This is a genomic window from Arthrobacter sp. TB 23 (assembly GCF_000294595.1).
GTDB lineage: Bacteria > Actinomycetota > Actinomycetes > Actinomycetales > Micrococcaceae > Arthrobacter_D.
This window is the reverse complement of sequence record NZ_ALPM01000126.1, coordinates 1-21,803: the sequence shown is the minus strand read 5'-3', so window position 1 is coordinate 21,803 and position 21,803 is coordinate 1. Positions and strand designations below refer to the sequence as shown.

18 protein-coding genes, 3 tRNA genes and 1 pseudogene are annotated in these 21,803 nt (G+C 62.7%); 11 read left to right on the top strand and 11 right to left on the bottom strand.

What is annotated here, in order from left to right; translation table 11 throughout:
- The 6 genes and pseudogenes from B384_RS0117150 to B384_RS0117120 form a co-directional block, all read right to left on the bottom strand.
- Positions 1-1,003 (bottom strand): annotated as a pseudogene (locus B384_RS0117150) (IS3 family transposase); the annotation flags it as partial.
- Positions 1,004-1,353: 350 nt separating this feature from the next.
- Positions 1,354-1,427: transfer RNA gene (locus tag B384_RS0117140), tRNA-Met, on the bottom strand.
- A 58-nt stretch (positions 1,428-1,485) separates the two neighbouring features.
- Positions 1,486-1,557, bottom strand: a tRNA-Thr gene (locus B384_RS0117135).
- A 129-nt stretch (positions 1,558-1,686) separates the two neighbouring features.
- Entirely contained in the window at positions 1,687-3,621 is a 1,935-nt protein-coding gene (locus tag B384_RS0117130) for a DEAD/DEAH box helicase (RefSeq protein WP_019484323.1), read from the bottom strand.
- 374 nt (positions 3,622-3,995) lie between these two features.
- The gene (locus tag B384_RS0117125; protein WP_019484322.1) at positions 3,996-4,640 is read right to left on the bottom strand and encodes an MOSC domain-containing protein; all 645 of its coding nucleotides are present in this window, start codon (positions 4,638-4,640) and stop codon (positions 3,996-3,998) included.
- 470 nt (positions 4,641-5,110) lie between these two features.
- Complete coding sequence (locus B384_RS0117120; RefSeq protein ID WP_019484321.1) at positions 5,111-5,863, bottom strand: SDR family oxidoreductase; 753 nt, start codon at positions 5,861-5,863, stop codon at positions 5,111-5,113.
- Between the two features lie 131 nt (positions 5,864-5,994).
- Between B384_RS0117120 and B384_RS0117115 the strand changes: the two genes are divergently transcribed.
- The gene (locus B384_RS0117115; protein WP_019484320.1) at positions 5,995-7,170 is read left to right on the top strand and encodes an amidohydrolase; all 1,176 of its coding nucleotides are present in this window, start codon (positions 5,995-5,997) and stop codon (positions 7,168-7,170) included.
- A 1-nt stretch (position 7,171) separates the two neighbouring features.
- Entirely contained in the window at positions 7,172-7,624 is a 453-nt protein-coding gene (locus B384_RS0117110) for a hypothetical protein (protein ID WP_026041270.1), read from the top strand.
- A 64-nt stretch (positions 7,625-7,688) separates the two neighbouring features.
- On the opposite strand, the gene B384_RS0117105 is transcribed toward B384_RS0117110, so the two are convergent.
- Both B384_RS0117105 and B384_RS0117100 read right to left on the bottom strand, forming a co-directional pair.
- Positions 7,689-8,846 (bottom strand): cystathionine gamma-synthase, encoded by a 1,158-nt coding sequence (locus B384_RS0117105; protein WP_019484318.1) that lies wholly within the window; start codon positions 8,844-8,846, stop codon positions 7,689-7,691.
- 20 nt (positions 8,847-8,866) lie between these two features.
- Complete coding sequence (locus B384_RS0117100; RefSeq protein WP_019484317.1) at positions 8,867-10,243, bottom strand: cystathionine beta-synthase; 1,377 nt, start codon at positions 10,241-10,243, stop codon at positions 8,867-8,869.
- Between the two features lie 104 nt (positions 10,244-10,347).
- Here B384_RS0117100 and B384_RS0117095 point away from each other — a divergent pair, with 104 nt between their 5' ends.
- Positions 10,348-11,403, top strand: coding sequence for a DNA-3-methyladenine glycosylase family protein (locus B384_RS0117095; RefSeq protein ID WP_019484316.1), 1,056 nt, complete (start codon positions 10,348-10,350; stop codon positions 11,401-11,403).
- Positions 11,404-11,412: 9 nt separating this feature from the next.
- Positions 11,413-11,694, top strand: coding sequence for a putative quinol monooxygenase (locus B384_RS0117090; RefSeq protein ID WP_019484315.1), 282 nt, complete (start codon positions 11,413-11,415; stop codon positions 11,692-11,694).
- Between the two features lie 106 nt (positions 11,695-11,800).
- On the opposite strand, the gene trxA is transcribed toward B384_RS0117090, so the two are convergent.
- The 3 genes from trxA to B384_RS0117075 all read right to left on the bottom strand — a co-directional run bounded on the left by trxA (position 11,801) and on the right by B384_RS0117075 (position 12,931).
- The gene (gene trxA / locus B384_RS0117085; protein ID WP_019484314.1) at positions 11,801-12,235 is read right to left on the bottom strand and encodes a thioredoxin; all 435 of its coding nucleotides are present in this window, start codon (positions 12,233-12,235) and stop codon (positions 11,801-11,803) included.
- 218 nt (positions 12,236-12,453) lie between these two features.
- A tRNA-Tyr gene (locus B384_RS0117080) sits at positions 12,454-12,535 on the bottom strand.
- Between the two features lie 105 nt (positions 12,536-12,640).
- Complete coding sequence (locus B384_RS0117075) at positions 12,641-12,931, bottom strand: hypothetical protein (RefSeq protein ID WP_019484313.1); 291 nt, start codon at positions 12,929-12,931, stop codon at positions 12,641-12,643.
- 164 nt (positions 12,932-13,095) lie between these two features.
- Between B384_RS0117075 and B384_RS0117070 the strand changes: the two genes are divergently transcribed.
- The 7 genes from B384_RS0117070 to putP all read left to right on the top strand — a co-directional run bounded on the left by B384_RS0117070 (position 13,096) and on the right by putP (position 21,766).
- Positions 13,096-13,584 carry a YajQ family cyclic di-GMP-binding protein gene (locus tag B384_RS0117070; protein ID WP_019484312.1) on the top strand — a complete coding sequence of 163 codons (489 nt, stop codon included), beginning with the start codon at positions 13,096-13,098 and terminating at the stop codon, positions 13,582-13,584.
- A gap of 215 nt (positions 13,585-13,799) precedes the next feature.
- Positions 13,800-14,210: a YybH family protein gene (locus B384_RS0117065; protein WP_019484311.1), complete on the top strand. Its 411-nt coding sequence runs from the start codon at positions 13,800-13,802 to the stop codon at positions 14,208-14,210.
- A 5-nt stretch (positions 14,211-14,215) separates the two neighbouring features.
- Positions 14,216-15,652 carry a purine-cytosine permease family protein gene (locus B384_RS0117060; protein ID WP_019484310.1) on the top strand — a complete coding sequence of 479 codons (1,437 nt, stop codon included), beginning with the start codon at positions 14,216-14,218 and terminating at the stop codon, positions 15,650-15,652.
- A gap of 25 nt (positions 15,653-15,677) precedes the next feature.
- Positions 15,678-16,298, top strand: coding sequence for a cyclase family protein (locus B384_RS0117055; RefSeq protein WP_237715353.1), 621 nt, complete (start codon positions 15,678-15,680; stop codon positions 16,296-16,298).
- 429 nt (positions 16,299-16,727) lie between these two features.
- A complete protein-coding gene (locus B384_RS21250) occupies positions 16,728-18,236 on the top strand; it encodes an HNH endonuclease signature motif containing protein (protein WP_237715352.1) in 1,509 nt (502 codons plus the stop codon).
- A gap of 120 nt (positions 18,237-18,356) precedes the next feature.
- Entirely contained in the window at positions 18,357-19,784 is a 1,428-nt protein-coding gene (locus tag B384_RS0117045) for an IS1380 family transposase (protein ID WP_019484307.1), read from the top strand.
- 470 nt (positions 19,785-20,254) lie between these two features.
- The gene (gene putP, locus B384_RS0117040; RefSeq protein ID WP_019484306.1) at positions 20,255-21,766 is read left to right on the top strand and encodes a sodium/proline symporter PutP; all 1,512 of its coding nucleotides are present in this window, start codon (positions 20,255-20,257) and stop codon (positions 21,764-21,766) included.
- Positions 21,767-21,803 lie beyond the last annotated feature (37 nt).

Sequence of the window (21,803 nt, the reverse complement as noted above, 5' to 3'; positions counted from 1 at the left end):
ATGATTTCTCCGGTGAGTTGTTCCCTTCTGAATTGGGCGTTGAATGACTCGGCGTACCCGTTCTGCCACGGCGACCCCGGGTCAATAAAAGCGGTCTCCACGCCGGCGGTTTGGCACCAGCTGATCAGTGCTGCGGCAGTGAATTCCGGCCCATTATCGGAGCGGACATGGGTCGGGACGACACCGGTTTCAGCGATGATGTCCTCAAGCACGGCGACCACATCCGTCGCGGTGAAAGACCGCCGCGGGATGATCGCCAGCGCGGTACGGGTGTATTCATCGATCACGTTGAAAAACCGCACATGCCGCCCGCAGGAGGTCACATCGGATTGGAAGTCGAAGCTGACCACATGCATCGGATACTGAGCAGTTAGCCGTTTCTGCTCCCCAGCCCCGGGCCCGGTGCGGCGTTTCTTCCTTGCCTTGGGTTTGCAGGTGAGTCCCTCGAGGCGCCACAGCCGGCGCACCCGCTTCGGATTCAGTGCCACCCCAACCCACTGTTGCTGGCCCAGGAGGTGCCAGCGTGCCTTCCGCCAACCCCAGGTCGGGTGCTTCCCCGCAATAGCCCGCAGATCGGCCCGTAGCTGGTGGTCTTCGAAGCTGGCCACCGGCCGTGCCTTGCGCAGGGCGGACCGGTTCTGGCCCAGGATCTTGCAGGCGAGTCTTTCGGACGCCCCGAACTTCTCCTGCGCCATGCGCACTGCACGGCGGCGAGGTTCGGGGCTCAGAATTTTCCCTTCGCCACCTCATTGAGAATGTCGATGGTCAGTTCCTTCTCCGCAACCAGCTTCTTCAGCCGGGCGTTCTCTTTCTCGAGCTCCCGTACCGCTTTGGTTTGGCCGGCGTTGTGCTCGGAACCGTATTGGTTCACCCACCGGTACCAGGTCGCCTCGGTGACCTGCAGTTCCTTCACGACCTCAATCATCGGCCGTCTATCGTTGAGCATCTTTTGGCCCTGACGGACCTTCGCGATGACCTGATCAGGGGTATGTCTACGTGCCATAAAAGTGAATTTCCTCCTGCACCCATTATCGGATGCGAAACTCACATAATCACTGGACTCCTACCCGGGGACCCAACCAGTACCGCTTTCACCCAGAGGATCGCCGCTCGCGCTAGTTCCCTCATCCATGGCCGCTGCGGCTTTCTGGCTGGTTGAGCGAGAATCGTCAGGCAGAAGGCCGACTCTTGAGATGACTACTCACTACTACTGCGGCGTTTATTCGTCTGGCAATGCGCCATAAGACCGATATTTCCCGCCCCAAACTCCGCCCCGCGCCAAAATGGAGCAAGCGGGGTTTCCTTACACATAAAAAACCCCCGAAATCTGGCGGATTTCGGGGGTCCTTTTTGTAGCGGTGCCGGGACTCGATCCCGGGACCTCACGATTATGAGTCGTGCGCTCTAACCAGCTGAGCTACACCGCCACAAATGAGTGTGCCCGCAGCCGGACCAGTTGGTCTGCTTGCGGGACTCCCACTTGAGAGCCCCCCACCGGAATCGATCCGGTGACCTCGTTCTTACCAAGAACGCGCTCTACCACTGAGCTAGGGGGGCAACAGCAGAAAACTTTACCAGCTTCTGCCACCTACACGAAATCAGAATCCGACCACTAGAGCCGGGCCCTGATTTCACCGTCAGATCCCCGGAAAACCGGGGATCTGACGAAATCAATCAGCTACTAAATTACCACTTGTCGCGGCGCTGGGTGGTGCCTGCTCCGGCACCTTTACCGTGACGTTCCTTACGGTCCCCGCCGCCGCCGCCGGCGCTGTGGCCGGAGGAGCGGAAGCCGCCGTCGTGCCCGCGATCCTTGTTGAACCCGCCGCCCTCGCCTTCACGCTTCTTGAACGGCTTCTTGAAGCCGTCACGGTCGCCGGCAGGCTTGCGGCCCTTGTCCAGCTCGAGGTGAATCAGCTCGCCACCGATGCGGGTCTTGGACAGTGCGCGCCACTGATCCTTGGACAGATCGGCTGGCAGTTCCACCAGGGTGTGGTCGGCGCGGATGTCGATGCCGCCGATCTGAGCTGAGGACAGGCCACCCTCGTTGGCGATAGCGCCAACAATGGAGCCCGGCATGACCCGCTGGCGACGTCCTACCGCAATGCGGTAGGTGGCGTTGCCCTCGGTCAGGCTGCGGGTTGGTCCGCGTGAGCCCAAGCCATCCTTGCGGCCGGCAGCGCGTTCCTTCTGCCCTGCAGGGGCTACCGGGATGTCCTTGACCAGGATTGGGTTGCCACCCTGAGCCATGACGGCGAGGGCTGCGGCGATCTCGGTGGCGGGCACATTGTGCTCGGTCTCGTAGCTGGTGATCAGGTCACGGAAGATTGACACATCTTCAGTGGCGATGGTCTCGGTGATGCGCTCGGCGAACTTGTTCATCCGCAGCGCGTTGACGGCATCCGAGGAGGGCAGGTGCATCTGCTCGACGGGCTGGCGGGTTGCCTTCTCGATCGAACGCAGCAGGTACTTCTCCCGCGGCGTGATGAAGAGGATCGCGTCGCCCGAACGGCCCGCGCGGCCGGTACGGCCAATGCGGTGCACGTAGGACTCGGTGTCGTGAGGGATGTCGTAGTTGACGACGAGTGAGATGCGCTCGACGTCCAGCCCGCGGGCCGCGACGTCGGTGGCCACGAGGATGTCGAACTTGCCTTCGCGGAGACCTTCGATGGTCCGCTCGCGCTGCTGCTGGGGAATGTCACCGTTGATTGCTGCAGCCTGGAAGCCCCGTGAACGCAACTTGTCCGCCAGGTCTTCGGTTGCCATCTTGGTGCGCACAAACGCGATGATGCCGTCGAAGTCTTCGACCTCGAGGATGCGCGTCAGGGCGTCCAGCTTGTGCGGGCCCATGACCTGCAGGAAGCGCTGGCGCGTGTTGGTGCCGGTCGAGGTTTTACCCTTGACGGTGATTTCGGCTGGGTTGTTCAGGTACTTCGACGCAATGCGGCGAATAGCGCTGGGCATCGTTGCCGAGAACAGCGCCACCTGCTTGTCGTCAGGGGTACCGGACAGGATCTGCTCGACGTCGTCGGCAAAGCCCATACGAAGCATCTCGTCAGCCTCGTCCAGCACCAGGTACTGGAGGTTGGACAGATCGAGTGAACCCTTGGAGATGTGGTCGATCACACGACCCGGGGTACCCACCACTACCTGCGCGCCGCGGCGCAGACCGGCCAGCTGAGGGCCGTAAGGAGCTCCACCGTAGACGGGCAGAACAGTGAAGTTGTCAATGTGCTTGGCATAGGAAGCGAAAGCTTCGGCAACCTGGAGCGCCAGTTCACGGGTTGGTGCAAGCACCAGGATCTGGGTGAACTTGCTGGGACCGTTGAGGTCGGCGAGCTCAGCCATCCGGGACAGTGCGGGGATAGCGAATGCTGCTGTCTTACCGGTACCCGTCTGTGCCAGGCCGACGACGTCGCGCCCTTCCAGCAGCACCGGAATGGTGGCGGACTGGATGGGGGAAGGCTTTTCGTAGCCGACATCGCTCAGGGCTGCGAGTACGCGGCCGTCGAGGCCGAAGTCGGTGAACTTGATGTCGTCGGCTTCAGGAGCTTCGACGTTCTGGGGAGCAGCAACGGCGTCCGGTGCTGCAAGCGTCTCGGGAGTGTTATTTTCTGGCATGAGGGAATGACCTTCAGGTAGATGCCGGAGAGCTGGAATTAAAGGATGATTCCAGCCCATGAACATAGAAATCCGGCACTGTTTCAATCCCGCGGCAGGATTTCGCGTCATAACTGGCGGCCGCTATCTCAGCGGTCTGTATGACGTTTTCTTCTAGCCGGCGCTCCCTGATGAATCTGCCCGCATGCTTACTCTGCGAGCCCCAACACAACCTATCCAGCCCAGCAAAATTGGGCGGAAATTAAAGGGAATACCGGTGTGGGGGATGTTTCAAGTGTACTGCATGGCTCCGCCTACCTGCAGCCACAACGACGGCGACGCCGCGTGAGCCTGACCACACTCGGGCCGGCCCTCCGTGGTCACGCCCTCCGCGGTCAAGCCCTCCGCAGTACCGCGGCGACCACCTTGTGGATCTCGGGGCTCAGCGCCACACCTTGTTTCTCTGCAACCAGGAGCTGCCGGGCGGTGTCGGCGTCCAGTCCGGCGAAGACCTGATGCCCGGTGATGCCATGGTCGGGGCGATTCACCACGGTAACGGTGTCGCCCGCCTGAACCTGTCCTTTCGTGATCACGCGCAGGTACGTGCCGACCCGGTTCTCCTCGGCGAACCGCTTCACCCACCGCGGTTCCTTGAGGAAGCGGGCAAAGTTCACACACGGGGTGCGCGGTGCTGTGACTTCGAGGACGACGTCGTTCCCCACCTGCCAGCGTTCGCCGATGACCGCGCGGCTGGCGTCGATTCCGTCGACCCTCAGATTCTCCCCGAACTTGCCCGGGCTCATATCCCGGCCCAGTTCGGCGTCCCAAAAGTCGGCGTCCTGCTGCGAGTAGGCGTAGATCGCCTTGGATTCACCGCCGTGATGTTTCCGGCTGGCCTGCACATCACCCATGAGCCCGAGCTTGTGGACATTCACGGGCCCGTCCACCGCTCGCTTGTCAATGGCGGTGACGCCGGTGGCATCTTGAGTGGGCAGCAGCGCGTGAACACGGCACACAGCGAGCAGAATACCTGTTGTCATAGCGTCCATCCTAGGGATTGTCGGGGTTCAAAGCGGTAGCCCATACCGTTTTCGGTGCCAAGCAATGCACTAGGGGGTGGTTCCAGGCGCTGCCACAGCCAGGGACAAGGAGGGGTAGGTCGTTTTTTTCGGTGCATGCAATGCCTGCAATGCATGCATTTTCATTTTTCGAAGTGCATGCAATGCAGGCACTGCATGCACTATTTGGGAAGGCACCTGCTACCTGGCTACTAGCTCCTGGCGCCGGAGTCGCGCCGACGGAGGCCTTCCGGCCGAACAAGGCCGCCGCGTGTACCTCGAAGTGAGTGCGAACGTGGACGAGGAATTCCTGCAAGGTGTCTTCGGCTGCAGTTCTGTCGGGATTCGTGCAGGCGAGTACAGGAGTTTCGGGGCTTTCGGGAGCTCCGGGACAGGCGGGAGAGACGGGGCAGCCAGGACTTCCAGGCGCTGCGAGGCGCTGCGGGGCTCTGCTAGGCCGAGAAGCCGCCGTCGGCCTTGATCAATTGGCCATTGACCCACCGGCCGTCCTGCGACAGGAGGAACGCGACCACACCGGCCACGTCGGCTGGCGTGCCCAGGCGGCCGGTTGGTTGCTGCTGGGTGAGGGCCTGCCGCACCTCGTCGGTCATCCAGCCGGTGTCGACCGGTCCGGGGTTGAGGGCATTGGAACTTACTCTCCGGTCGCCGAGCTCACGGGCTGCAGCCAGAACAATCCGGTCGAGCGCACCTTTCGATGCACCATAGGGCAGGTTATTGACCGTGTGGTCGCTGGTAAGCGCGACAATTGCGCCTCCATTGTCATTGCATTGCAGAGCGAAGGCGTTGATGAGCTGCCAGGAGGCGCGGACGTTGACGGCGAAGTGCCGCTCGAAGCTCTTCACCGACGTGGTGAGCAGTCCTGAGTCGACGCCCTCGGTGTGCGACAGGACGAGCCCGCTCAGGGTGCCCAGTTCCATTCGCGCGGCGGCAACCAGTTCCCCCGGCGTTTTCGGGTCCTCAAGGTCACCAGGCAGTCCGATGACCCGAGACCCGATGGCTTCCAGCTCGGGAATCAACTCCCGCAGTTCGGCTGCCGGGTTGGTGGTGCCGTTCACGCGCTGGTCATAGGGGTGCCAGTAGCTCAGGGCCAGATCCCAGCCGTCAACGGCGAGCCGCCGGGCGATACCAGCACCCAGCCCCACTGAGCGCCCGACGCCGGTGACGAGTGCGGATTTCCGTGTCATAAGTTGTCGCCTTTCCTGCGCATCGGTTTTCAGTCTAGGCGGCTCCCCCTGCCGGGTGCGGAGCTGACCCCCCGCACGGTGAAGACGGTAGGTTGGAGATCACAACACTGTCTGCCGAAAGGTCACCACACATGACTGTCACAGCAATCGTCAATGCCCACGTTGTTCCGATCGAAGGCACCCCCTTCCACGGTTCGGTGGTCATGAAGGACGGCAAGATCACTGCACTGGGCGCCGATATCACTGTCCCCGAGGGCGCCGAAATTCACGACGCCGACGGTCAGTGGCTGCTTCCGGGCTTGATCGACGCCCACGTCCACCTGGGCACCCATGAGGAAGGCGAAGGCTGGGCCGGGGACGACACCAACGAGATGACCGATCCCGTCACCGCGGGCGTCCGAGCGATCGACGCCGTCAACCCCTACGACCCCGGGTTCGACGACGCCCTGGCCGGCGGTATCACCGCCGTGAACGTGAACCCCGGCTCTGGCAACCCCGTCGGTGGTCTCGCCGTCGCGATCCACACCCACGGCCGCTACATCGAGGAAATGGTGCTCCGCTCCCCCAGCGGCCTGAAGTCGGCCCTCGGGGAAAACCCCAAGCGCGTCTACGGCGACAAGAAGCAGACCCCCTCCACCCGGCTGGGCACCGCCATGGTGATCCGCAAAGCCTTCATGGACGCGCAAAACTACATGGGCAAAGCCGACGAGAACGCCCGCGACCCCAAGCTCGAGGCACTCGCCATGGTGCTGCGACGGGAAATTCCGTGGCGCCAGCACGCGCACCGCGCGGACGACATTGCCACCGCCATCCGGTTGGCTGATGAGTTCGGCTACGAACTGGTCCTCGACCACGGCACCGAGGCGCATCTGTTGGCCGATGTCCTGGCCGAGCGCGGCATCCCCGTCCTGATCGGGCCGCTGTTCACCACCAAGTCCAAAGTGGAACTGCGTGGGCGTTCCATCGCCAACCCCGGCAAGCTCGCCGCGGCGGGAGTGGAAATTTCAATCATTACCGACCACCCGGTGATTCCGATCAACTTCCTCATCCATCAGGCAACCTTCGCCATCAAGGAAGGCCTCGACCGCGAGACTGCTCTGCGCTCGATCACCATCAACCCGGCGAAGGTCCTGGGCCTGGCCGACCGGATGGGCTCCCTTGAGGTGGGCAAGGATGCCGACGTCGTTCTCTGGAGCGGCGATCCGTTGGACGTCATGCAGCGTGCCTTGACCGTATGGATCGGCGGGCGTGCGGTGTACACGTACGACGCCGACACCCGCGCCGGCGTCGTCGTCCCCCGCGGCTAGCATGGCCCGCACCCCGCGAGTAGTTCCTCCGCCGCTGCCCTGGACCCTGAAACTGGGCCTGGTGGTGTGGCTGGTGGTGGGAGCCCTGTTCCTGGTGGCGGCCAGCTCGTTCCTCGGGTCCGCGCAACTCCAGGAACAGGACCGCGCAGGCCTGGTGGGGCTCGGCGTCGTCCTGGGGGTGCTGGCGTTGGTGCAGTTCTTCCTGGTGTTCCTGCTGCGGCGCGGCAGGCGCAGCGCCCGGGAGCTGCTGACCACGATCGGGATCATTGTCGGGTTGCCGGTGTTGCTGCGCGGAACGCCGGGGCTCTCGGTGGTGTCGGTGGTGATGCTGCTGGCAATCGTTCCGTTGTGGCTGCCGCCCAGCAGTGCGTGGCTGCAGACGATCGACTCGAAACCGGAGAACAAGTATCGACGGCTCATCCGCAGGACGCTGAGTCCCTTCAAACGGTCTTAGACCTCTCGGACACAGAAAACGCGCCCGCAGTTTTGCACTGCGGGCGCGTTTTCGTTTAAGACCTCTAGAGGGTGGTGAAGGCCTGTTCCAGATCGGCAATCAAGTCCGCAACATCCTCAATCCCGACGGACAGCCGGATCAGATTCTCCGGGACGGCCAGCTCCGTGCCGGCCACTGACGCGTGGGTCATCGCGGACGGGTAGTTCATCAGCGATTCGATACCACCCAGTGATTCAGCGAGCGTGAACACGTGGGTGGACTCGGCCACCTTCCGTGCGGCCGCCTCGCCGCCCTTGAACGACACCGAAATCATGCCGCCGAAATCCTTCATCTGGGCTGCGGCGAGATCGTGGCCGGGGTGTTCGGGCAGACCCGGGTAGAAGACCTGTTCCACCTCGGGGCGCCCCTGCAGCCATTCGGCAATGGCCCGGGCGTTGGAGCTGTGCCGGTCCATCCTGACGCCGAGGGTCTTGAGCCCGCGTGTGGTCAGCCACGCTTCCATTGGCGCCGAGACAGCACCGACGGCGAACTGGATGAAGCCCACCTTCTCGGCAATCTCTTCGTGGCTGGTGATCACGGCGCCACCGCTGGCGTCGGAGTGCCCACCAATGTACTTAGTGGTGGAGTGGACGACGACGTCGGCCCCGAACGAGAGCGGCTGCTGCAGGTACGGTGTCGCGAAGGTGTTGTCGACCACGAGGATGGCACCGGCGTCGTGAGCGATCTTTGCCACGGCAGCAATGTCGGTCACCTTCATCATCGGGTTCGACGGCGTCTCGACCCACACCATGCGGGTGTTGTCTCCGACGGCGGCGCGGACGGCGTCGAGATCCGACATGTCCACCGCTGCGTTGCTGATGCCCCACGGCGCCAGGACCCTATCGATCAAGCGGTAGGTGCCGCCGTAGACGTCGTTGCCCATCACGATCCGGTCCCCCGGTGCCAGCAGCGCCCGGATCAGGGAATCCTCGGCGGCCAGCCCCGACGAGAAGCTGAACCCGTGGGTTGCCCCCTCGAGTGCGGCGAGCTGGGTCTGCAGCGAATCACGGGTCGGGTTGGTGCCCCGGCCGTACTCGTAGCCGTTGCGAAGCTGCCCGATGCCGTCCTGCGCAAAGGTGGTGGTCTGGTACAGCGGGGGGATGACTGCACCCGTGGTGGGATCCGGTGTCTGGCCGGCGTGGATGGCCCGGGTGTTGAAGCCCTGATTCTCAGCGTGCGTCATGGTGCTCCTTAGTATGGAAGTCAGATACTCATATAGGTCAGCAAATCGTGGCGCGTCAGAATTCCCACCGGTGAGCCGACGAACGTCACCATCAGGGTGTCGCTGTCCACCAGACGCTCCCGTGCAGTGGCAACTGACTCCAGCGAACCGATCAGTTGCAGCTTGTCATTCATGTGCAGAGAAATTTTGTCGGTGAGCTTGGCTTCGCCGTGGAAAAGTTTGTCGGTGAGCAGGCGTTCGTCCACCGAGCCCAGCACTTCGCCCATCTTGACCGGGGGTTCCTGCGACAGGACCGGGATGTTGGAGACGCCGTACTCGGTCATGATGTGGATGACGTCGCGCACGGTTTCGGTGGGGTGCGTGTGCACCAGATCCGGCATGTTGCCGGTCTTCGAACGTAGGATCTCGCCCACGGTGGCTTCCTCGCCGCTCTCCATGAAGCCGTACGACTTCATCCAGTCGTCGCTGAAGATCTTGCCCAGGTAGCCGCGGCCACCGTCGGGCAGGAGGACGACGACGACGTCGTCGGCCGTCAGGTTCTTGGCCACCCGGAGTGCGGCGACCACTGCCATGCCGCAGGAACCGCCCACCAGCAGTCCCTCCTCGCGGGCGAGGCGGCGGGTCATGGCGAAGCTCTCGGCGTCGGTGACGGCCAGGATTTCATCGGCCACTGTGGGGTCATAGGCGTCCGGCCACATGTCCTCCCCGACGCCTTCGACGAAGTAGGGGCGCCCGGTGCCGCCGGAGTAGATGGACCCCTCGGGGTCGGCGCCGATGACCCGGACGGGGCCGGAGGCACGGTCAGCGCTCACGTCCTTGAGGTAACGGCCGGTGCCGCTGATGGTGCCGCCGGTGCCTACACCGGTGACGAAGTGGGTGATTTTGCCGTCGGTGTCGTTCCAGATTTCGGGTCCGGTGGACTCGTAATGACTCAAGGGCCCGTTGGGGTTGGAGAACTGATCCGGCTTGAACGCGCCAGGGATCTCGCGGGTGAGCCGGTCGGAGACACCGTAGTAGGACTGCGGGCTATCCGGTGCGACGGCGGTGGGAGTGACCACCACCTCGGCGCCATACGCAGCCAGGACGTTGCGCTTGTCTTCACCCACCTTGTCGGGCACCACGAAGACGCAGCGGTAACCACGCTGTTGGGCGACGAGCGCCAGCCCGACGCCGGTGTTGCCGGACGTCGGTTCGACAATGGTGCCACCGGGCTTGAGCTTGCCCTCGGCTTCGGCGGCGTCGATGATCTTCACTGCGATGCGGTCTTTGACGGAGCCGCCGGGGTTCAGGTATTCCACCTTCGCCAGGACGGTTGCGGCAATTCCTTCGGTCACACTGTTCAGTTTGACCAGCGGGGTGTTGCCGATCAGGTCCACTACGGAGTTCGCATACTTCATACCTACAAAGTTACCGCGAAGCGCCCTGGTTCCCGGACGGCGCGGACCCACCGGACCCTTCAACTCATCGGATCACTGTCGGCCCGGCGTGACACCATTGACCCATGACCGTTTCCGCTGCCCACGGCCCCGCCCCGGAGTCGGGCACGGGGCTGGACTCGGGGCCTGTGCTGGAGCCGGGCCCTGTGCCGGCCTCCGGGCCTGTGCTGGCCCCAAGCGCGGCCCGCTCAACGGTGTGGGAGCCGGACGGGCCATATAACCTGGCGGGAACCATCGGGTCGCTGCAGTGCGGCGCGTTCGACCCGGCGTTCCTCAAGGACCAAGGTGCCGCCTGGTTAGCGTTCAGGAACGACGACGGCGCCGCCACCCTCCGGCTGGAACAACGCGGAAGCCTCCGCTCGGCGCGCATCCACGCGACGGCATGGGGCCCGGGGGCAGCCGCGGCCCTGCAATCGGTGCCCACCCTGCTCGGCGCCGACGACGACTGGAGCCACTTCGACAGCCCCGGCTACCAGGCGACCCTCCCCGAGATCGCCCGCAAGGGGCGCTACCTCAACCCCGGGTTGCGGCTACCCTCGACCGGACGGATGCTGGACGCCGTCGTGCGCGTCATCCTTGAACAGAAGGTGACCGGAATCGAGGCCAAGCGGGCGTGGCGCTGGCTGCTGACCCGGCACGGCGATGCGGCTCCGCAGGCGCCTGGAGCTCCGAACGGATTGCGACTACCGCCCACCCCCGCCCAGTGGCGGCGCGTGCCGTCCTGGGATTGGCATCGTGCGGGTGTCGATGCGCACCGATCGGACACCATCCTGAAGGCCGTGGCGATGGCCTCTGGGTTGGAGCGGCTGGCCGGTGTCCGGTCATCGGCCGACGTCACGGCGGCCCTGCGTTCGGTACCGGGGATCGGCGTGTGGACTGCAGCGGAAGTTCTGCAGCGCACGCACGGCTGCCCTGATTCGATTTCGGTCGGTGACTACCACCTGGCCGCCTATGTGGGCGCCGCACTGACTGGGCAGCGGACCGACGACGCCGGGATGCTGCAGCTCCTGAAGCCGTGGGCCGGCGATCGGCAACGGGTGGTCCGGATGCTGTATGCGAGTGGGTTCCGTAAGCCCACCTACGGTCCTCGGCTCGCGCCCGAGGATCACCGCCACCGTTAGGCTTAACCCATGAGTGAACCACTAGATGTGACGGCCGTGTTTATCCCCAATCCCGGCGAGGTCTTCCGGGTGAAGCTAGCCCTCGACATAGCCATTGAGCAGGTCGTCAACGAGCCTGGATGCATCAGGTACGAGATCACCGATGTTGCTGAGGACCGCATTGTCCTGACCGAACGGTGGGAGTCCGAGGAACTGATGGACAAGCACCTGCGGGGTCCGGCGGTGCAGGACCTGGGCGAGTCGCTCAGTGCCCTGTTGGCCGAGCCGGTCCAGATCACCAAAAGCGTCTGACCACCAACAGCGACTGACGCACCAACAGCGCCTGGCACGCGAAAACCCCGGATCCTTCATGGGATCCGGGGTTTTCGTTTGGTCTAGCTGCAGCTGAGTCCGAAGACTAGCTGGTCTTCTGGTCGTCCTGAACTGGAGCGTCAGCTGCTGGTGCCCCTGCAGCGGCTCCGGCCTGTGCCGCTGCCTGCTGCTGGGCTACCTGCTCGTGGACCTCTTTCATGTCCAGGCCCTTCACCGCGTCAACCAGTTCACCGAACTGGGTGGCGTTCATCGCGCCGGGCTGCGAGAACACCAGCACCTTTTCGCGGAAAGCCATCAGCGTGGGGATCGAGGTGATCCCGGCCGCGGCGGCGAGGGACTGCTCGGCCTCGGTGTCCACCTTCGCGAAGGTGATGTCATCGTGCTTCTGCGAAACGGCGTCGTACACGGGAGCGAACTGCTTGCACGGGCCACACCATTCAGCCCAGAAATCGACGAACACAATGTCGTTCGTTTCGATGGTCTCGGGGAAAGTTGCCTCGGTTATTTCAATAGTTGCCATGCTTTAACGCTAACGAGTTTACTCGCCGATGTCTCCCCGTGTTCGCTCTCGATGAAGATTACCCGGCGATTCGCCGGATTAATCCTCGAACAGTGCACGCTGCAGCACGTTGTCTGGGCTTGCCGATCACCCGCTCTCACCAGAAAAAGACAAAAAAGTAGCCCGTCCAGATCTTGGCGGAGATCTAAACGGGCTACTTCACCGGACTACCGGCGATGTGGCAGATACTGGATTCGAACCAGTGAAGGCGATGCCAGCTGATTTACAGTCAGCCCCCTTTGGCCGCTCGGGTAATCTGCCATACGTCCTCATAAAATGAGGTTTACCCACGGTAACCGCGGGCAAGACAACTTTACAGAAAATCGGGGCAAGAATCGAATCGTCCCCGGACAGACGCGATTGGGCCTACAGTCCGGCGTTCACGCGGCGCTCGATCTGGGCATAGAACGCGTCCGCCTGATCGTCAGTAACTGAGCCGAGGGCGACGGCGTGATCCAGTTCGGACCGCACCCCCGCCAACCGCTCCGAGCTGGCCGAAACAGGATACGAAACCTGGACCGACGACGACATATTGGCTGCCGCCGCCGGCATCGCGGAGAGGCCGGTGATGGACACCGCCGACGAAGCGGCCAGGAAGGTCCCGGCCACGGCATGTCGAACTCGAACTTGGTACCGGACACGCGGCTTGCTGCTCATAGCTTCTTTCCTCCGGGGTGGTCACCGGAACCAACACTTTCACCGGCTGGTGTGAGCCGACACTGGGCTTCCTGTAGATCAGCTGGGAGCCATTTGCAGCAGCCCAGTGGCGCATAACCGATTAGGCTTGGACCAGATCCTTCTCACTACCCCTAGGAGACATTGTGGCGAGCGAATCCACTTTCGATGTAGTTAGCAAAGTAGACAAGCAGGAAGTTGCCAACGCCCTGCACCAGGCGCAGAAGGAAATCGTCCAGCGCTACGATTTCAAGGGCATCGGCGCCGAGGTGGACTTCAGCGGTGAAATGATCCTGATGAAAGCCAACTCCGAAGAGCGTGTCCTGGCGGTCCTCGACGTCCTCCAGTCCAAGATGATCAAGCGAGGCATTTCGCTGAAATCACTGGACACCGGTGAGCCTTACGCTTCCGGCAAGGAATTCCGCCTGGAAACCACCATCAAAGAGGGCATCGCCCAGGATGTGGCGAAGAAGATCAATAAGCTGATCCGCGATGAGGCGCCAAAGGGCGTCAAGTCCACCATCCAGGGCGACGAGCTGCGGGTCAGCTCCAAGTCCCGCGACGATCTGCAAGCCACCATGGCTCTGCTGAAGAACTTCGACGAGGCTGACCTGCAGTTTGTGAACATGCGCTAAGGCACCAGCTGGTCATTGAGGTGGCGCTCCCGTACCCGGGAGCGCCACCTTTTTTGTGCTCTTTCCGATCCCCCTCTTCGGTTCGCTGTGGAAGTAACTTTGGTCAAACCTTTGACATTTGTTACCTGTGTCACTCAAACTTTGAAAACAAAAGTTGTCTGGCAGGCTACAAGGCGGCGAATCGTCGTCGACCTTTCGAGAGAAGATCGCACTCCATGACCGAATATCAAGACTTGACTCACGACGACGTCGCAGCCGCAGCGGCTCACGTCGTCGCAGCATTTTCGCGGACCGACACCGCAACGTATTTTGCATCCTTCAGTGCCGATGCGACCTTCGTCTTCCACACTGAGAACCGAAGGCTCGAGCGGCGGTCCGAATACGAGGCTCTCTGGCAGTCATGGCTTGCCGAGGGCTGGCAGGTCACTGAGTGCCTCAGCAGTAACCCGTCCATCCAACTGCTGGGCGACACCGCGGTGTTCTGCCACGACGTCACGACCACCTTCAACACCGGAGAGACCACGGTCGAACGCGAGACGATCGTCTTCCACCGGTCCGACGACGGGTCCATCCTCGCCGTCCACGAACACTTATCCCCTCTTCCCAACTCCCCCGAAGCCAGGTAACCACCATGAGCACACAGAGCACCGGACGTACCGGCTCAGCATTTTCCCGGCTATCCAATCATCTTGAGAAGAATTCGGAGGGCTTCGGCCCCATTCGAGGCACCCTCGGCACCGGCCGTATGGGCATGATCTGGCTGGCCGCCAACCTGGTCGTCACCACCCTGCTCACCGGGACACTGTTTGTTCCCGGAGTGAGCTGGCCCCTCGCCGTCGGGCTGATCATTCTTGGTACAGCCATTGGTGGCGCCGTTCTGGTGTTGGTGGGCAACATGGGTACCCGCACCGGGCTGCCGACGATGTCGCTGACGAAGGGGTCCTTCGGGCTCCGCGGCTCCTTCCTCCCCGTCGCCGCGAACGTGATCATCCTGATGGGCTGGAGCTGGGTTCAGGCCATGCTGGCCGGAGTGACGGTCAATTTCCTGGTGGAGCAAGCAACCGGCTTCTCCAACCCCATTCTGTTCTCGGTGCTGTGTCAACTGCTGGTGGTGTGCCTGGCGATCTTCGGTCACGCCGGAATCGCCCGGGTGGAGCCATGGCTTGCCCTGGTCATCCTCGCCTTCATGGCGTACATCTTCGTTACGGCGTTCACCACCTTCGCCCCCTCGGAGTTCATTGACCTGCCAGNCGATCCGGAACTCGGCTGGTCCGGGGTGGTGGTACTCGACGTCGTCATCGCCACCGCAATCTCCTGGACTGTCCTGTCGGCTGAGTTCAACCGCCTGGCGAAGTCCCAGGCCGCAGGCATGATCGGTTCGGGTATCGGCTACCTGCTGTCGACGGTGCTCGCTATGGTGCTGGGCGCCACCACCGTGGCGTATCTAGTGCTCGACGGCGGCGAGGCCGTCGCGTTCGACCCCACCGCCATTGTTGCCGCCTTTGGAACACCGCTGGCCGTGGTCATCTTCCTGTCAGTGATGGCCACGAACACCATGGTGGTTTACGGCATGGTGTCGTCGGTGGTGAATATGGTGCCGTCCAGCAAGGTCAAGTTCCTTCCTACGGCGCTCGTACTGGGCGCGATCTCGATTGTTGGGTCCACCTGGTTGGCTTTGCTGGATCAGTTCACCTCGTTCCTGGTCCTCATCGGGTCGCTGTTCATCCCGGTGTTCGCTGTGATGCTGGTGGATTACTACATTGTTCGCAAGCGCCACTACAACAAGGACATCCTGCGTGGCACCGGCGGAGACTACTGGTACTTCAAGGGCGTCAATATTGCCGCGGTGGCCGTCTGGATCATTGGCGCTACTGCGTCCTTGATCCTGACCTATTCATTGCCAAGCCCGATCGGCGCGACCATTCCCACCTTCATCCTTTCGGCCGGGCTGTACCTGGGGTGGGCCATCGTGGCCAAGCGGATCGTGTCCGGAACGCCCCAGCATTCGCACCTGAGCGACTCCGAGTCGCCAGCGAACGCGGATTCTGGACGCCGTGCGGCTCGTTGATCTATCGCATCCCATTGTCAGTGGGATGCAGGTCTTTCCCGGTGACCCTGAGGTGACGATCACGGTTGCGGCCGAGATCGCCGCCGACGGGTTCCAGGTAGCCGAGGTGCATGCGGGCACCCACACCGGAACCCATCTGGATGCACCGTTGCACACGGTGCAGGGTGGCTCGTCGGTGGATCAGATCGACCTCAGCCGGCTGGTCGGCGTGGCCCGCATTGTTCGGCTTCCGGTGGTCGATGCGGGTCACGTGTTTGTCTGGTCCGACGTCGAGGCACAGCTTTCCGATCTGGATTCCGTAGCGATGGTGCTGTTCCACACCGGCTGGTCGCAGCACTTCGGCACCGAGCTGTACCTGCGGCATCCAGCGTTCGACGCCGACATTGCGCTTGGTTTGTTGGATCGCGGTATTTCGGTGGTCGGCGTCGATACCCTCAACCCGGATCTCACCGACCTGTCCGGGGCTGGAGTGGATCTCCCCTTTCACCGGGCATTGCTGGGCGCCGACGGTGTGATCGTTGAGAACCTGACCAATCTTGCGTCAATCGATTTTGCTGACCCGTGGGTCTCGGTGCTGCCGTTGCCGTTCGCCGGAATGGACGGTTCGCCGGTCCGTGCAGTGGCGATGAAGGTCGCCGTCGGGTAAGTGCTGCTCTCCTCCCTGCCGTCAATTCACGGTTCGGAGGGTGCTCAGCGGGCGGTCCGGGGTCTGATTTCCGGTGCTGATTTTTGGTGCTGAAAATAGTTGAAAAAGATTTTCTGGTGGCCCTGAATCGGCCCCTGTTTTGTCAGTGCTCGATGATGGAATGGAGGTATGAAAAGCAGTAAAGCTTCTTCTACCGGATCGGGATTCTTCCCCGATTCCGGCCCGGATTCTGGCTCTGATTCGGCCACTGATTCGGCTTCTGATAGCGGGTCCGCGAACAGGTCCGCGGATGCTTCCGCGGGGGCGTCAGCGGGGGCTTCCGACGATCATCGTCCGGGTGGTCCACTCGGTGCCGACGCTGTATGGACGGCCCCAGGGGCAGAAGCACCGAATACTTTTGCTGATTCTGGATCTGATTCTGATGGCCGGGTGCGTTCTGGTGATGGGCGGCCGGCGTTGGCCGGGAAGGTGGTCCTGGCCGCGGTCGCCGGCCTGGATTCAGGCCAGACGCTGACCGTGTTGCAGGACCTTGGCCGGCTGCGGTCCTGGGTAGATGCGCAGGAAGCGAAGGCGGTCACCCATCTTCATGACCTCACCACCGAGGCGCACTCCTGGGTGGGTGACCCGGGGCATGCCCGTACGCTGAGCGCGTCGGAGATCGGTGCGGCCCTGCGCCTGCCGGAGCGCACTGCTGGTTCCCTGCTTGACCATAGTGAGCTGCTGGTCCGCGATTACCGGGCCACCCTGACCGCGTTGGAGGATGGCAGGTTATCGCGCCGTCACGCGTGGGCGGTGGTCGGGGAAGCGATTGGTATCCCGGATACCGTTCCCGCCGTGATGGCCGCATTCGAGGCCCAACTCATCGGTCTGGCCTGCAAGACCACGGTGGCGAAGTTTTACCGCCAGGCCCAACGGTTACGTGACATCTTCCACCCCGAATCGATCACCCTGCGGCACCGGAAGGCTCTCCAGGACCGTCGCGTGTATCTGGACCCGGCGCAGGACGGGATGGCCTGGCTCCAAGCCTTCCTGCCCACCGAACAAGCGGCCGGGATCTTCCACCGCGTCGACACCGCAGCCCGTAATCTGCAGGGCCCCGACGAGGCCAGAACTCTCACCCAACTCAGGGCCGACGTTCTGGTGGACGTTCTCACCAGTGCCGGACCCACCGGACACATGAGTGACGCACCCGACCCAGCTGGCCCAGCTGGCCCTGCTGGCCCTGCTGGACCTGCTGGACCTGCTGGACCTGCTCCTGCCGCTGGGACCGAACCTGGTACTGCCGCTGGGGCCGGCCCGGGTGCTGACCGGGCCGGGCCGGGAACAGCGGACCCCGGATCCCGGACGAACAGCGGATCCGGGACGGACAGCGGATCCAGTCAGCGGCGAGAGAGCAACAGCCCCAGTCAGTCGGGGGAGGCCAGCGCATATTGGGGTGTGCAGGCGAAGGTGTTCGTCACCGTCCCGGTGATGACTCTCCTCGGCGGGGACACCCCGGGTGAACTGGAAGGGTATGGTCCGATTGATCCCGAGACGGCACGGAAGCTCGCCGGGCACGCACCATCGTTCACGAGGATCCTCACCCACCCCTTTACCGGGGCCAGGCTTGGCGCCGATGCGACCACGTATCGGGTCCCGCAGGACCTGAAGGATGCGGTCCGGGTTAGGGATGGGACGTGTCGGCATCCGGGATGTAACCGGTTGGCGGTGTTCTGCGAACTCGACCACACCACCCCCTGGTCCCAAGGAGGCAAAACCAGCTACGGGAACCTGGCGGCCCTGTGTAAACGCCACCACATGTTCAAAACCGAAGGCTACTGGCACTACCAACAACCCGACCCCGGCACCATCATCGCGATCTCACCACTCGGCGAAACCTACCTCACCACCGCCGACCCACCACCAGCACCACCACCCGACATACCCCCGCCCTTCTAGCCCCGTGGTTTCATCGGATGGCTGTTGAAGGGCGTGTGAAAGAAGCGAAAAGGTGCTCTGACGAGGGAAAATAGTGGTGTCTAAGCCAATTTATCCCGGTCGTGAAGGAGCACCTTTTCGATGCACCACTTTACCCCTGTTTTCCCGTCGGTACCCGTTACTTTCAGTGGCCAGTCGCTGATTTCCCACGCCGGAGTCAGCGTCCTGACCGGCTTCATGGACGCGCTGGGTTTCGGCAGACTCTGCGAGGACAGACTCGGACAGTTTGTTCCCGCCAGCGCGAAGCACCGGCCCGGCCGGCTGGTGGGGTCCCTCGCGGCGATGCTTGCCGCGGGAGGTGAACACGCCTCGGACCTGGACATCCTGCGATCCTCACCCGGAGTCTTCGGCCAGTTGCCCTCGAACGCAACCGTCTCGCGGTTCTTCGAACGCACCGTGGTGAACCCCGAGTTGTTCAGCTACGGGTTTGAAACCCTGACCCGGGAACTGCGCACCCGGGCCTGGAACGCTGCAGGGAACCGAAACCCGGTCCTGGTCGCGGCGGCTGCGGACCCGCTGATCATCGACCTCGACGCGACCCTAGTGACCTCACACTCGGATAAGGAAAACGTCGCCGGAACCTACAAGGGCGGCTATGGGTTCGCCCCGTTCATCGCCAGCGTCGATTACGGTACCGGTAACGGTTCCGGGGAAATCCTCGCCGCGGTGCTACGGCCAGGGAGCGCCGGAGCTAACAGCGCCGAGGACCATATCCGGGTCTTCCACACCGCCGCAGCCCAACTCCCCGAGGAGTTCTACGACGAGACCGGGGCGCTGGCCGGCGAAAAGATTTTGGTCCGCACCGACAGTGCCGGGGCCTCACGGAAATTCCTCTGGCATCTGCACAGCCTCGGAGTGCAGTTCTCCACCAGCTACACCCTGCCGTTCGGCAAGGCGCACATGATCGAGTGGATCAGCGACAAAGAGTACTGGCAGCCGGCCCTGGACCAGTCCGGAAACGACCGGACCGACGCGTGGGTCATCAACGCCACCGACGTCATCCCCCTCACCGATTACCCGCCAGACACGAAACTGTTCCTGCGCGCCGAGCCGCTCCACCCCGGGGCCCAGCCCTCCCTGCTCGACACCGACGGGCACCGGATCACCGCGTTCCTGACCAACTCACCCCGCTGGCACGGACCGTTCCTGGACGCCAGACACCGCGCCCGCGGGCGCTGCGAGAACCGGATCAAAACCCTGAAAAACACCGGCCTGGGCAAACTGCCGTTCTTCGACTTCGCCGCGAACCAGGCCTGGGCCAACATCGCTGCGCTGGCCTTCAATCTCGTCTCCTGGCTCCAGCTCGCCGCCCTCCCACACGGCCACCACGCCAAATCCTGGGACATCAAACGCTGGCGCTACCGGCTCTTCGCTACCGCCGGGAAAATCATCACCCGCGCCCGCCGCAAACAGCTCCTGCTCCCGGAATCAGCCCCGGAGAAAGACCTCCTGAAACTACTCCTGGACAACACCGGGCGTCTCAAACAACTCATAAGCCCACCGGGCTAAGCCTGGACCTCATCCTGTCCCGACAATAAGCCCCACCCCGGAAGTGGAACCGGCGCCAACCCCAAGCGAACCAACGGGGCAACACCACGCTGCCCAGAACCAGACACACCCTCCAGCCAACCCACCGGCACGAAACAGCAACCGATCACCGACAGCCATGAAAAATCGAGGCTAGTGATCTGTTTCGGCTAGCGACGCCTGTCGGTAAAGGCACAGTGGCGACGACCTTTTTGCCCATACGCGCTGCCCGCACGCGCGTCTCGAGCCCACCGCTCAACTGTGAGATCGGACGACTTGCCATGCTCAGGCCGCCACGCCCTCAGCCCACCAGAACTAATCGATCGACGGCAAGGACGAGCGTCAGGGCGTGCATGTGATTCCTATCACCTAATTAGCTAATAACGCTCGTCTTTGGCATAGTCGGGCGCTGCACTCAGCAAATTCCAAGAAAAATGTGAGAGGACCCCGTCATGCCCGACCAGACATTCCAAATCATCGCGATGGTGATCTATATGAGCGCCATGCTCGGAATCGGATGGTATGCCTTCAGGAAGACCTCGGATCTCGACGACTACATGCTCGCCGGCCGTGGACTCAAACCGGGTGTGGCAGCCCTCAGCGCCGGAGCCTCAGACATGTCAGGATGGCTCCTCCTCGGACTACCGGGAGCCATTTATGTGTCGGGTCTGATCGAAATCTGGATAGCCATCGGTCTGACCGCCGGCGCATGGCTGAACTGGAAATTTGTCGCCCCAAGACTGCGCAGCTACACCGAGGTCTCGAACAATTCCATTACGGTGCCAAGTTTCCTTGAGAACAGGCTGAAAGATAAGTCACGGATCCTGCGGGTCGTTTCCGGAATCATCATCCTCGTGTTCTTCACCTTCTACGTCTCATCCGGGATGGTGGCGGGCGGACTCTTCTTCGAAAGCTCCTTCAACTCCAACTACACCGTCGGCATGATCATCGTCGCCGCGATTACCATCGCCTACACCCTGTTCGGCGGCTTCATGGGAGCAACCTACACCGACGTTGCCCAGGGCGTGCTGATGCTGGTGGCCCTGATCCTCGTTCCGATCATCGGTCTCATTGAGGTAGGCGGCTTCGGCGGCCTGACCGATTCCATCCGCGAAGTCGATCCATCCTTCCTGAACATCGTCGCCGGCGGATCAACGGTAGCCATCATCTCGGCGGCATCCTGGGGTCTCGGCTACTTCGGACAGCCACACATCATCGTTCGGTTCATGGCGATGCGCACCCCTCAGGATGCAGTTGCCGGACGCCGGATTGGTGTGGGCTGGATGGTCTTGACCGTTATCGGCGCCATCTCCACCGCACTGGTCGGCATCGCCTACTTCCAGCAAAACCCGAACCTGTCACTCACCGATCCGGAAGCAGTGTTCCTCGACCTGTCGCAGGCCTTCTTCCACCCCTTCGTGGCGGGCATCATCCTCGCGGCAGTTCTCGCGGCAGTCATGAGCACCATCTCCTCACAGCTCGTGGTCTGCTCATCGGCACTCGTTGAAGACCTCTACAACATGGTCTCCAAACGCACCCTGACCAACAAGCAGGGCGTTGTCCTTGGCCGTCTCGGCGTCCTGGTCGTGGCAGTTGTCGCAATCGTCCTGGCCTCCGGCCGCAGCGAGTCAATCCTCTCCCTGGTCGCCTTCGCGTGGGCCGGCTTCGGTGCCGCATTCGGTCCAACCGTCCTGCTGGCCCTGTACTGGAAGAAGCTCAGCATGCCTGGCGCCCTCGCCGGCATGGTTGCTGGCGCCGTCGTGGTCTTCGTCTGGGGCAACTCGCCCCTGGCCGACACCATGTACGAGATTGTCCCCGGCTTCTTCCTCAACCTGATCGTCGCCATCGTGGTCAGCAAACTCACCTGGAAGGCAAACGCCGAGATCGAAACCGAATTCGATCTGGCCGTCAAAGGCACCCGCTCCTTCAAGCGGATCGCTGCTGAAGACAAGGTCACCGTCTAGGTCAGCACCAGAACAACCGCACGTACGACGACGGCGG